Below are 12211 nucleotides of genomic sequence, written 5' to 3'. Positions count from 1 at the left end.
TTTTAGCTTTATAAATAGATACCAAAACCGGGAACTTATCTGTATTAACAAAAAGTTTAAAGATGACTTTAAAGATAATCTTGAAAACAGTACTAACAATATATATTAGAGCAAATAAGAATAAAAACTTCGCAAGAATTTGTACCCACAAAATTATATCATCCGGAAAATTTCCTTTTACAAAATAGTGAATCTGATCACTAATATTTTGCAATAAATCTTTAGTGGTAATTAAATCTTTGCCCATAACTACAAAAATAACAAATTACTTTTGCTAAGCATTTATATTTAACTAATTTTATCTTTTAAACTTAAAAAAATGAGCGAAAGTCTAATATTACTATTTTCTATAATTCTTTTAATCTTGGGAATTATTGGTACTTTTTTACCGATTTTACCTGGTCTTTTGTTGAGTTTATGCGGACTTTTGATTTATAAATTTGGTGGGAATTCTGATTTAAGTATGTGGTGGATTTGGATTTTTTCAGTTCTAACTATTATTTCTGTCGTTTTAAATTATGTAATTCCAGCAAAAACCAATAGAAAATATGGTGGAACAAGATATGGAAGTATTGGTTCTTTTGTGGGAACAATTCTGGGGATTATTTTTATTCCAATTCCTTTTGGATTTTTAATTGGAATGTTTGCAGGCGTTTTTCTAGGCGAATTATTCCACGATTTTAGTGATAAAAAGAAAGCTTTTAATAGTATGAAAGGAGCATTTATCGGATTTCTTTATGGAACTTTTTTTAATTTTTTAGTTGGTTTGGCGATGCTAATTGTCGTAATAACCGATATTATTTAAAAGTAAAAATCCTAAATTATCCTAATTTACCACTCAATAATTTCTTTATTTTTGTCTTTTAAAAAATTGTTAATTTTGGAAAATGGTTTACTTCCAAAAAAACCACGGTAAGAAGAAAGCGGCGATGGATGAACTGCTTTTAAAATTAAATGTTTAGATTCATTAATTAAAATCGATTTTTTCTGCGCAAAACTTCCCCACAATACAAAAATTACATTTTCCTTTTTATCTGAAATTTCTTTAATAATAAAATCCGTAAATTTTTCCCAATCCAATTTTTGGTGAGAATTGGCTTCATGTGCACGAACTGTTAAAGTTGAGTTCAAAAGTAAAACACCTTGTTCCGCCCAATCGTCTAATTCTTTTTCTGTTCTTTTAATACCTAAATCATTTTCCAGTTCAGTGAAAATATTTCGCAAAGAAGGTGGAATTGTCACTTTTTCTGAAACTGAAAAACACAAACCGTTTGCTTGAAAATCATTATGATATGGATCTTGACCGAGAATTACAACTTTCACTTCATCAAAAGGCGTCAACTCTAAAGCACGGAAAATTTGCTTTGATGGTGGAAAACATTGTGAAGTTTCATATTCTTCTTTTACTTTTTGCCAAAGATTTTTAAAGTATTCTGAATTTTTTATTGGGGCAAGAATTTCTGTCCAAGTCATTGTTCGATGTGAAGATTTATTGATGTGAAAATGTGATAATTATTCAGACTTTATTTAATTCAAAAATAATATTTTCTTTCACATCTTCATCTACTCTATTTTCATTTAATGCAAATGAAAATTTTTCTAATAATTGTATGGATTTCAAATTATTTTTATGCGTAAATGCTTCTATATTCAACAAACTCAAATCATTAAAACCATAATTCAATATTGCTTTTAACGCTTCAAACATAAAACCATTTCCATGAAATTCTGGTAACATTTCATAGCCTAATTCGGCGGTTTTCTGATCTTTAGAAAAATTCCATAAACAAATAGTTCCTATTAAATGAGAATTGTTTTTCAAAGTAATCCCAAAAAAACCAACTATTTTCTGGTTATTATTTTTAATTTTAAGGATAAAATCAAGCGCATCTTCTATTGACTTCGGAGGTTTTCTGCCGATATATTTATTGATAGTCGCATTGCTTCTAATCGTCAAAATATCTTGTACATCATCTTCTGAAATTGGTTTTAAAACGAGTCTTTTTGTAAGGAGTTTCATTATTCAAAAGATAGAATTTTGAAATTTATTCCAAACCCAACTTTACAGCAAATTTAACCAAACCAACTGTACTTTTGCAATGCGTTTTTTCCAAAATATGTTGACGATGATTATCGACTGTTTTTTTGCTAATAAATAATTTTTGGGCAATTTCTTCGCTTGTGAATTCTTTTACAATGAGCGCTAAAATTTCTTTTTCTCTTACTGAAAGCAGACCAAGTTGCTCATCTTGTTGTTGTTTTTGGTGGTATTGATTGTAAATAATTGGAACAATATCTTGTGAGAAGTAGGTTCCTCCATTGGTAATTCTATGTAATGCTTTTAATAATTCATTTCTTCCCGCATTTTTTAAAATATAACCATCTGCTTCCGCAAAAACCGCTTCTTTCACCGCAGTTGCATTATTATACATGGAAAGAATCAACACTTGAATATGAGAAAATTTACTTTTTATCATTTTGCAAAGTTCGGTTCCAGTTAAAAGTGGCATACTAATATCTGTGAGCAAAATTTGAAATTTTTCAGGATTTGCGGCAATTATTTCATATGCAACTTGACCATTATTTGCTTCTGCAATTATGTGAAATTCGGGGTTTTTTGCAAGCATATCTTTAATTCCATCCAACATCATTTGGTGATCATCTGCAATAAGAATATTTGTAGTATTATTCTCCATTTCTGGGTAAAGTTATTTTGATTTGTGTACCAGATAATTTCTCGGAATGTATTTTTATTTTTCCATCGAGAAGATGAATTCTTGCTTTGATGTTTTTCCAACCCATCCCTTTTGAATTGGTGATGGATTCTTCGTCAAAACCTTTTCCATCATCGTTTATAGAAATAATTATATTTTGATTCACTTGTTTTATCGACAAATTAATCAAGTTTGCATTCGCGTGTTTTAACATGTTATTAACGACTTCTTGAACGATTCTGTAAATTGAAAGTTCATTTTGGCGGGAAAATTTTATGGCTCTTATTTCTTTACCAATGTCTATTTCCATTTTAGTTTTTCCCGAAGAATTTACTTTTTCAGTTAAATTATCTAAAGCAGAAAAAATTCCAAAATTAAGTTCTTCAGGAATTAAATTATGAGAAACATTGCGTACTTCTTCAATGGTTTTATCCACTAAATTCATTGTTTTTTCTGTAACTGAATCCTTTTCCCAGGTGGATAAATTCATTTTCACTAAGGAAAGCATTTGTCCAACCCCGTCGTGCAAATCTCTCGCAATACGGATTCTCTCGTGTTGTTCGCCTTCGAAAAGAGCTTTAGCTTCTAATTCTTGTTGACGGAAAATTTGATTTTGCAATTTTCTATTCTGCTTGTGGCGATAATTTTTATAAATAAAATAAGCTGCAAGCAGCGAAATTAAAAATAAAATTCCACTAAAAATAAGCCAAATATTTTTTTGTTTTAATTCAAATTGTTGTTGTTGAATGAGTTTTTGTTTTTTTTCAGTTTCGTATTTTATATTGAGTTCTGAAAGTTGTTTTGTGCTTTCTTTATTGATAAACTCATTCATTACTTGCGAAAATAATTTTTGGTAAGCAAAAGCATTTTTGTAATCTCCGGCTTTCTCTGCAGCATTTGCCATACTGTCGTAAGTGGATTCTATGATTTCATCTGCGTGGATTTCTTTGGCAATTTTCAGAGCTTTTTCACAGAATAAAATGGCTTTTTTATAATCACCCATTTCACCATAAAGATTTCCAATATTGTTATAAGTTGCAGCCATATTCCATTTGTCACCTAACTTTTCGGCTATAGAAATAGCTTGAAAATTATATTTAATAGATTCTGGATAGTTTTTTTGAAATTTGTAAACAATGGCAATATTACTAAGTGCCATTGAAATTTTCTGTGGATTTTTCTTCTCTATATAAAGTTCTAATGCACTTTTATAATTTGAAAGTGCTTTTGGATAATTTTTTTGTTGTTCATAAATAATTCCTTTGTTATTCTGACAATCTGCGATTAACTCTTTATTTCCGATTTCTGTTGCTAATTTTTCTGCTTTATCGTAATAATTAAAAGCTTCATCAAATTTTTTCCAACTGACGTATAAAATACCGATGTTTTTTAAAATGTGCGGAATTGATTCTTTGTCTTTCGTAGATTCGGCAACTTTTAGTGCATCTTGATAATATTTTAAAGCTTGAACATTATTACCTTTGTCTCCATAAATTCGCCCAAGATTCAACTCGGATTTAATGTAAATTTTGGAATTATTTTTTTTAATTTCTGGTTTTAATAAATCTTTAAATTCAGTTTCTGCAGAATCTAATTTGTAATCGTTTAGAAATTTTAAAGCTTTTTCAAGTTTTTTTTCTTCAAGAATATTACTTTGAGATTTTAAAGTGAGAGAAACCAAAAGTAATAATAGATAGATAAGGTTATTGATTTTCACGGGTTTAAGTTTACACAAATATAAAAATTAATCTTTATCCTTTTAAAAAAATTAGTTTCTTATAATTAATTTTTGACTTGTTATTATACCATTATCATTAATTTGAATAAAATAAATACCATTTATAAAATGACTTGTATTAATTTTTTCATTTGTGTTTTTTGAAACAGAATTGTAGATTAATTTCCCACTACTATCTGTTATTTTTATAGATGCATTTTTTGAAATTTTATCAATGTTAACAAAGTCTTTCGCTGGATTTGGAAATAAATTTGGATGATTTTTTTCATCAATATCCCCTACAGAAAGATTATCTTGATAATAATAAATTCCACCTTTTGGATTAATAGTCGAACCTTCTGCTACAGCAAGAAAAAATTTACCATTTGTTGTAACATCTAGTTTCTGTGCAGTATACGCAGGTAAACCAGTTCCCATTGCTGTAAAAGTTTGTCCACCGTCTGTAGAAGTCAAAATGTTACCAGATTTGTTTACAATAAGCCTTCCAGTTTGGTTGGCTTTAATACTATAAATATAACCTGCGGTCATTGCAGTACATTGAGTCCAAGTAACTCCATTATCAGTACTTTTTATAACTTCGGTGTTTACACCTGCCGTATAGAAAGTATTATTTCCTGCAAAAGTAATAAATGGAGCAATTTTGGTATTTCCAATCAAACTTTTAAGCGAAATGTCTTTCAACGTTGCGCCATTATCATCTGTATAAGATAAATCATAACCGTTATTACCGTCATGCCCGAAAATAGTTCTTCCTGTAGAATTAGTAGCAAATTTTGTATAATCTACATTCAAATTTGTGCTGTAAACATTTCCTAAAGAAATGTAGTCTGGAGAAACACTTAATTTACTATTAATCTGATCACTATATAATAACTTTCCGTTCGCTAAAATACCTGATGGGAAATAATAGTCGTTTGTAGTAACCGGGATCCAAGTTTTTCCACCATCTGAAGTATAATTTGTTGTAGGTTATTTTAAGATATCTCCTACAACTAAACCTGAAGGTGTTGCAACAACATACACCCAATTATAAAGAATCGTTCCCACAGTCCACGTTTGTCCACCATCCGTGGAACTCACAAGTGTATGCGGAAGAGATTCTCCTTTTGCACTTGCTAAAGCATAAATAATATTGTTTCCATAGATTCTAATATCTGAATAATTTAAATCTGTGGGCGCCGTAGTTTTAACCCATGTTTGCGCATTAGAAATAATAGAAACTATAATTAATAAAATAGAAAATTTTAAAGAAGTTTTCATAATTTTTAATTTATTGTTCCACTAAATTTTCCTTGTTCTGCATAAGCTTCTTTCGAACTATTATTATGACAAACTGCATAAAAAGTTCCTTCAATTTGATTTCCATTAACAGAAATGATTTTCACTTCTCCACCTCCTGTCATTGTCGGACTATCATTATCTGTACTATAAGACAAATCTCGATCATTAACATTTTGGTAATCTTTTCTAATTATGATGCCACTTGATGATCCATTTCCTAAAGCGAAAGTTTTAGGAGCAGTAATGTCTCCGTACAAAATGATATTAATAGATTCTTTTCCTCCATCTCTAATTCCAGAAATAGCCAAAATGGTCACTCCTGCGGTTGTAGTTTTTACAATTCCTGCTTTTGTAGAACTAAACTTTCCAGAATTTGCACCATCAAACCCATAATGTTCGGCGGTTAAAGTTGCAGAATTTCCATTCGAATTTCCTCCGTTATCTTCATCTCCTATTCCTTTACAAGAAATAAAAATTGTGCTCATAAAAAGACCTGCCATTAGATAAAAAAATAATTTTTTCATGATAATAAAAATTTATTGGTTATTTATATGGCAAAATTATTTTCAATCCTAACAAAATGCAATAATGAATAACCCACTTTTTTATAGGTATTTGTACCTATTTTTTATAAAATGTCTTTAATTATTAAAATCAAAAACATCTACATTTCAAAATTATCTCATTAAATTTGCACGTGCATATTACAAAAGACCATTTACAGGAATTAGAATTTGATCAACTTTTAGGAGAGATTGCTCCCTTTGCGTTTACGGAAAAAACCGTAGAAAATATTTTGCAAATTCAACCTTTGGATTTTGATAATGCGCAGATTTCTTTGCAGAAAACTTCTGAATATTTAAGTTCTTTTGAAAGCGAAAACTACATCCCTTTCACAAGTTATGATGATATTGAGTCAGACTTAAAATTAATGCACATCGAGAATTTTCGCCTTGAAAATAAAGCGTTTATAAGAATAAAAAATTTAACCACGCAGATTGGAAAACTTCAAAATTTCTTCTCAAAACTACCAGAAAATTTTCCGCTTTTAATGTCAGAAGTGACTGATTTAGATTATCAAAAAAATATTATTGATAAAATTGACAAAGTTTTTAACCGTTTTGAAGAAGTTAAAAGTGACGCTTCACCAGTTTTAAAAACCTTGCGCATTGAAATCAACCACGCTAAAAAAGCCATTCAACAGAATTTCAGCAAAGCACTTTCTTCTTTTGGGGGAACTGATTTTTTAGATGATATTAAAGAAACAGTGATTGATGACCAACGCGTTTTAGCCGTAAAATCTGCCTATAAAAAAAGAGTTGCAGGCAGAGTTTTAGGTGTTTCAAAAACAGGTTCAATTACTTTTATACAGCCAGAATCTGTGGTGAAACATCATTTTAAATTAAAGGAAAATGAAGACGAAGAAAAGAAAGAAATTGACAAGATTTTACGAAAATTAACGTCAGAAATTTCCGAGTTTTGTCCACAACTCACGACTTATCAAAACTATATTTTCGATTTAGATATTGTTCGAGCAAAAGCAAAATTTGCCGAAAAAATAAACGGTGTTTTACCAAAAATCAATAAATTTCAAACAATGCGTTTGATAAACGCGTTTCATCCTTTGCTTTGGTTGAGCAATCAGGAAGAGAAAAAAGAAATTTTTCCGCAGACTTTAACTTTTACCGAGCACAAAAGAATTATCTGTATTTCTGGCCCAAATGCGGGCGGAAAATCAATCACTTTAAAAACCGTAGGATTATTACAATTAATGATTCAAAGCGGGATTTTAGTTCCCGTTCATCCGAAAAGTGAAATGTTTTTCTTTGATAAAATTATGACCGATATTGGTGATAATCAATCCATAGAAAACCATTTATCCACTTATTCTTCGCGCCTGAAAAAAATGGGCGAAATGATTAAAAATACGGATGAAAATACGCTGCTTTTAATTGATGAATTTGGAACGGGTTCAGACCCAGAATTGGGCGGCGCTTTGGCGGAAGCTTTTTTAGAATTTTTCTATGGCAAGAAAAGTTTCGCGATTATCACAACGCATTATACCAATATAAAACTGGTCGTTGAAAATTTGCCAAACGCACAAAATGCCGCGATGTTGTTTGATGAAAACACTTTGTTGCCGTTGTATAAACTGGAAATTGGGCAAGCCGGAAGTTCTTTTACTTTTGAAGTGGCGCAAAAAAATAAAATTCCAAAATTTATATTGGATTCGGCTCGTTCAAAAGTCGAACACGATATTGTGAATTTAGATAAAACCATCGTGAAACTTCAGCAGGAAAAATTTGAAGTTGAAAAATTAAAAACCAATCTTACCGAGCAAAAAGATTCTGCCCAAAATAAGAAGGATAATCTGCAAAAACTGAATGAACAATTAGAGCAAAAACTTTTTAATTTCCAGAAATTATACGAAGATGAACATCGAAAATTGCAATTTGGAAATAAAGTGGAAACTTTTATAGAATCTTACGCTAAAGGAAAATCCCGAAAAGATGTGGTGAAAGATTTCGTGAAAATTTTAGAACAAGAAAAATTCCGAAGATTGGGTGAAGATAAAACGGAATCTAAAAAACTGCAAGTTGTAAAACGCAAGATTACACAGGAACTGAAAAAAGCCGATGTTCAAGAAAAAATAGAGAAAACCAATACAAAAATCGAAGAAAAAAAATCAACCGAACGCGCCGTTTGGATGAAAATCGGACAAAGAGTTCGCATAAAAGGTTCTACAAGTGTGGGAACAATTGAGCAAATTTCTAAAAATAAAGTTTCTGTGAATTATGGGACTTTTAAGACGCAGATTTCAGGGGATGAATTGGAAAGGGTTTAATTTAATAACATAAAAAAAGCGGCAAATGCCACTTTTAATTATTCTGCTTTTATATTAATCTCAGAAGTTGCAAGTTTGGTAAGATCCTTATCACAAGTTTTTTCTTCGTCAAGAGTGGCGCCTAATAAATTTTTTACTTTTTTCAAATTCAAAAGTTCTGTATAAGTTGCCATAGTTCCATAAGATGCAATTTCATAATGTTCTACTTTTTGTGCTGCAGCAATAATTGCAGCATCTCGAACTGCGCCTGGTTCAGTTTCTTTCATAATGCTTTCGGCTTCTTTCAAAAGACCATCCATTGCATCACATTTCACTGCTTTCGGTTTTAAATCCATAGCTGCAAATGCATCTTCCAATCTTTTTACTTGTCCTTCGGTTTCTTTCAAATGTTTTTCAACCGCAGTTTTTAATTTGGGAGAAGTTGCATTTTTTGCCATTTTTGGAAGATTTTTCACCAATGCTTTTTCCGCCCAATACAAATCTTTTAATCCATCAATCAAAAAATCTTTTAAATCTTCTGCAGCATTTTTTTTGGTTTAATTTTGCCAATTTCTTTTTTTGTAGTTGCCATAATATTTAATTTTTAATTTTTAATACTATAAAAAATATTACAAAAATAAGACCAAAAAAAGATAATTTAATTGTTCTAATTTTCTATAATTCAACATTTTTGCAAATATTCTTTATCTAAAATATTTTTAACCCAAATTTCCCAGTTCATTTTTCCTAATCCAAAAATACCTCCATTTGCAATAAAAAAATTTCTCAATTTATTAATTAATGGTAAATTTTTATAATTTGGAATTTCATTTCTACCATGAACTTCTGCCGAAGTTTTGTTTTGATATTTTTTTATTATAAAATAACTTTTAGATTCTGCGGTATAAAAATGTGCGATAAACGTTTTTTTAGTCGGCAAAGAACAAGGTTGTAACACAATCATTAAAGTTTCACAATTTTTAGATTTTGAAAAATCCATTTCTTTTACTTTAACCCAATCAAAACCTTTTCCTGAAGTATTTGGAGGTCCTGGAATTTTAATCTTTACAAAATCTCCAACAATTATATTTTCATTTTTCTTTCGTTCAAAATTATCAACAACTTGAAATGTGGTTGCATTATAAAAAAGATTTCCCCAACAATTAATATTTAAAAAAATAGTTTCAATTTTATAAAAAAGCCTCACAATCTTCATTTTTTTCAAAATTTATAAAATTTTCTGTATCATGATGACCGCCCGTTACTTGCTTATCCATTTTAATAAAAATCATTTTAATTAAGAATTTTTATTATCTATAGATTTACTGTTTTTCTGTGAATTATTCTCTGTTTTCTCAATGGAATGGGATTCACAAAAATCACCTTTTTCTTTAGCTTGAGTAGAAAGATCTTCATAATAAGTGTGCAACTGATCTAAATCTTTTTCCTCAAGATCTTCAATATCTACAATTCTATTGCTGGCTTTTTGACTTGCTGCAATGAGTTCGTTAAGTTTAATTTGTATAGCTTTAGAATCTTTATTCTGGGTTTTCTGAATGAGAAATACCATAAGAAAAGTAATAATTGTGGTTCCTGTATTGATTACTAATTGCCAAGTTTCCGAATAATCGAAAATAGGACCAGTTCCTGCCCAAATCAAAACAAGTAAAACAGCGCCGATAAATGCGTAAGAACTTCCTGTAAAAGTTGTCGCTAAATTAGAAAACTTCTCGAATAAATTTTTGTTTGAGTCCATAATTTTATTTTTATAAACCCAAAAGAAAAAAGTTTGCCAAACTTTGTAAAAATTTAATTTTCAAACTTTGGTACCAAAAAAATATTATTTTTAAATTATTTCTCTAAAACCTCAATCAACTTCTTCGTTAAATTTCTCCTAGAATATTGCTCAATATTTCTTTCTGAAACTAAAGAATTTCCAGTTTTCCAAAGTTGATATTGTTCTAAAATAAAGGCTTTCAGATTTTCAGATTCTTTAAAACTGAAATGTTTTCCGGAATTGGTTTCATTCAATATTTTTTCAACATCTGCATCTTTTGGTCCGAAACTTAAAATAGTATTTCCTGTTTGCAAATATTCAAATAATTTTCCTGGAATAATACCTTTTGATTTCTCTTCCGGAAAGTTGGTAATCAACAATAAATCTGATTTTTCCATTTCAACATTTGAATCTTTGTGAGATAAATAACCTAAATTTTTAATAGAATTATTTAATCCAGAATTTTCTAATTTATTTAAAATTAAATCGTCAATTCTGCCGACAAATTTTAACTCAAAATCATTTTTAAAATCTTGATTATCTTTAATTAAATCTTCTAAAACCTGCCATAAATTTTCTGGATTTCTCAATTGCTCTAAAACGCCGATGTAACTTAATGTGAATTTTTCGGTTTTGTTATTAGCAGAATTTATTTCGCCATCAAAACCGTTTGTGATGCAAACAGAATTTGCACCTTTTTTTCTAAAATTTTCTGCGTCGGTGAAACTTGTTGCCAAAGTTAAATCTGCATTTTTAAAAACTTCTAATTCTAATTTTTTATGTTTTCTATCTGCGGATTTTGTCAGTTTTAAATGTTTGTAATAAGAAATTTCCGTCCATGGATCACGAAAATCTGCAATCCATTTTAATTTGGGAAATTCTTTTTTTAAACCCAAACCAATTAAATGCATCGAATGCGGCGGTCCAGTTGTGACAATCGTATCAAAATGATTTTCATTTAAATAATTTTTTAAATAATTTATGGATGGTTTCACCCAAAAAACACGCGCATCTGGAATGAAAAAATTTCCACGAATAAAAATTGAAAATTTTGATTTCCATGATTGATTTTTCTTTACATCAAACTGTCCGGCTTTGAATTTTTTATTGTCTTTTCCAAAAATTTCTGCCAATTGATACGGTTCCCAAATTTTAGTTTTAATAATGTTTAAATTGGGAGAAACTTCATTTTTAAGCGTTTTATCTAGAATTGGATAACTTGGATTTTCGGGAATAAAAAGTGTGGGTTCCCAACCAAATTCTGGTAAATATTTTGTGAATTTCAACCAACGCTGAACGCCGGGTCCACCTGCAGGCGGCCAATAATAGGAAATTATTAATATTTTTCTTGGTTGATTCACAATAAAATTTTGCTTTTGTCATTCTGACGAAGGAAGAATCTCTATTTAAATTTCAAAATTAAACTTCATCGTTTAAAAATCGCCAAGAAGAATTGAAATTAGAAATTAATTCATCCTTCTTTTTTCTCGTCCAACCTTTGATTTGCTTTTCTCTATTTATTGCAATATCAATATCTTGATAATGTTCGAAAAAAATCAAAAAGTAGCATTTATATTTTGTAGTAAAATGTCTTGAAATTGCCTCAGGATTTTTGTGCCAATAAAGTCTGTTCTTTAAATCATTAGTAACTCCCGTATATAACACCGTTTTTATTTTATTAGTAAGAATATAAACATAATAATTGTGAGTTGCAAAAGTTTTCATCTAATAAGATTTAAATTGAACGGTATTATTAATCTAAGATATGTTAATTATTAATTATCATTTGTCATTATCAGGAACGAAGAATCTTAATCATACCAGAGATTCTTCACTTCGCTTTGCTTTGTTCAGAATGACAAAATCAAAAAAAATCT

14 protein-coding genes are annotated in these 12211 nt (G+C 29.5%); 2 read left to right on the top strand and 12 right to left on the bottom strand.

Annotation, left to right across the window (positions count from 1 at the left end; all coding sequences use genetic code 11):
* The first annotated feature begins 319 nt into the window (after positions 1-319).
* Complete coding sequence (locus ACN0WB_RS09950; protein ID WP_417431327.1) at positions 320-805, top strand: DUF456 domain-containing protein; 486 nt, start codon at positions 320-322, stop codon at positions 803-805.
* A 26-nt stretch (positions 806-831) separates the two neighbouring features.
* On the opposite strand, the gene ACN0WB_RS09945 is transcribed toward ACN0WB_RS09950, so the two are convergent.
* The 7 genes from ACN0WB_RS09945 to ACN0WB_RS09915 form a co-directional block, all read right to left on the bottom strand.
* On the bottom strand, positions 832-1473 hold the full coding sequence (locus ACN0WB_RS09945) for a uracil-DNA glycosylase (protein ID WP_417431325.1): 642 nt from the start codon (positions 1471-1473) through the stop codon (positions 832-834).
* A gap of 43 nt (positions 1474-1516) precedes the next feature.
* The gene (locus tag ACN0WB_RS09940) at positions 1517-2020 is read right to left on the bottom strand and encodes a GNAT family N-acetyltransferase (protein WP_417431323.1); all 504 of its coding nucleotides are present in this window, start codon (positions 2018-2020) and stop codon (positions 1517-1519) included.
* 25 nt (positions 2021-2045) lie between these two features.
* On the bottom strand, positions 2046-2696 hold the full coding sequence (locus ACN0WB_RS09935) for a response regulator (RefSeq protein WP_417431321.1): 651 nt from the start codon (positions 2694-2696) through the stop codon (positions 2046-2048).
* Complete coding sequence (locus ACN0WB_RS09930; RefSeq protein ID WP_417431319.1) at positions 2686-4431, bottom strand: tetratricopeptide repeat-containing sensor histidine kinase; 1746 nt, start codon at positions 4429-4431, stop codon at positions 2686-2688. The genes ACN0WB_RS09935 and ACN0WB_RS09930 overlap by 11 nt, the downstream gene beginning before the upstream one ends.
* A 51-nt stretch (positions 4432-4482) precedes the next feature.
* A complete protein-coding gene (locus ACN0WB_RS09925) occupies positions 4483-5244 on the bottom strand; it encodes a T9SS type A sorting domain-containing protein (protein ID WP_417431318.1) in 762 nt (253 codons plus the stop codon).
* A gap of 177 nt (positions 5245-5421) precedes the next feature.
* Positions 5422-5712, bottom strand: a complete 291-nt coding sequence (locus tag ACN0WB_RS09920) for a hypothetical protein (protein ID WP_417431316.1) — start codon at positions 5710-5712, stop codon at positions 5422-5424.
* Between the two features lie 5 nt (positions 5713-5717).
* Entirely contained in the window at positions 5718-6257 is a 540-nt protein-coding gene (locus tag ACN0WB_RS09915) for a hypothetical protein (RefSeq protein WP_417431314.1), read from the bottom strand.
* A gap of 173 nt (positions 6258-6430) precedes the next feature.
* On the opposite strand from ACN0WB_RS09915, the gene ACN0WB_RS09910 reads away from it, so the two are divergent.
* Complete coding sequence (locus ACN0WB_RS09910; RefSeq protein ID WP_417431312.1) at positions 6431-8578, top strand: endonuclease MutS2; 2148 nt, start codon at positions 6431-6433, stop codon at positions 8576-8578.
* A gap of 38 nt (positions 8579-8616) precedes the next feature.
* On the opposite strand, the gene ACN0WB_RS09905 is transcribed toward ACN0WB_RS09910, so the two are convergent.
* The 5 genes from ACN0WB_RS09905 to ACN0WB_RS09885 form a co-directional block, all read right to left on the bottom strand.
* Positions 8617-9078, bottom strand: coding sequence for a ferritin-like domain-containing protein (locus tag ACN0WB_RS09905; protein WP_417431310.1), 462 nt, complete (start codon positions 9076-9078; stop codon positions 8617-8619).
* 161 nt (positions 9079-9239) lie between these two features.
* Entirely contained in the window at positions 9240-9773 is a 534-nt protein-coding gene (locus ACN0WB_RS09900) for a hypothetical protein (RefSeq protein WP_417431308.1), read from the bottom strand.
* 81 nt (positions 9774-9854) lie between these two features.
* The gene (locus tag ACN0WB_RS09895) at positions 9855-10313 is read right to left on the bottom strand and encodes a low affinity iron permease family protein (protein ID WP_417431307.1); all 459 of its coding nucleotides are present in this window, start codon (positions 10311-10313) and stop codon (positions 9855-9857) included.
* A gap of 95 nt (positions 10314-10408) precedes the next feature.
* Complete coding sequence (locus ACN0WB_RS09890; protein WP_417431305.1) at positions 10409-11695, bottom strand: glycosyl transferase family 1; 1287 nt, start codon at positions 11693-11695, stop codon at positions 10409-10411.
* A gap of 58 nt (positions 11696-11753) precedes the next feature.
* Positions 11754-12059: a GIY-YIG nuclease family protein gene (locus tag ACN0WB_RS09885; protein ID WP_417431303.1), complete on the bottom strand. Its 306-nt coding sequence runs from the start codon at positions 12057-12059 to the stop codon at positions 11754-11756.
* Between the last annotated feature and the right edge of the window lie 152 nt (positions 12060-12211).

The organism is Halpernia sp. (genome assembly GCF_048269545.1).
Lineage (GTDB): Bacteria > Bacteroidota > Bacteroidia > Flavobacteriales > Weeksellaceae > Halpernia.
The sequence above is the reverse complement of the archived record's forward strand: the minus strand, read 5'-3'. Positions and strand labels throughout refer to the sequence as shown.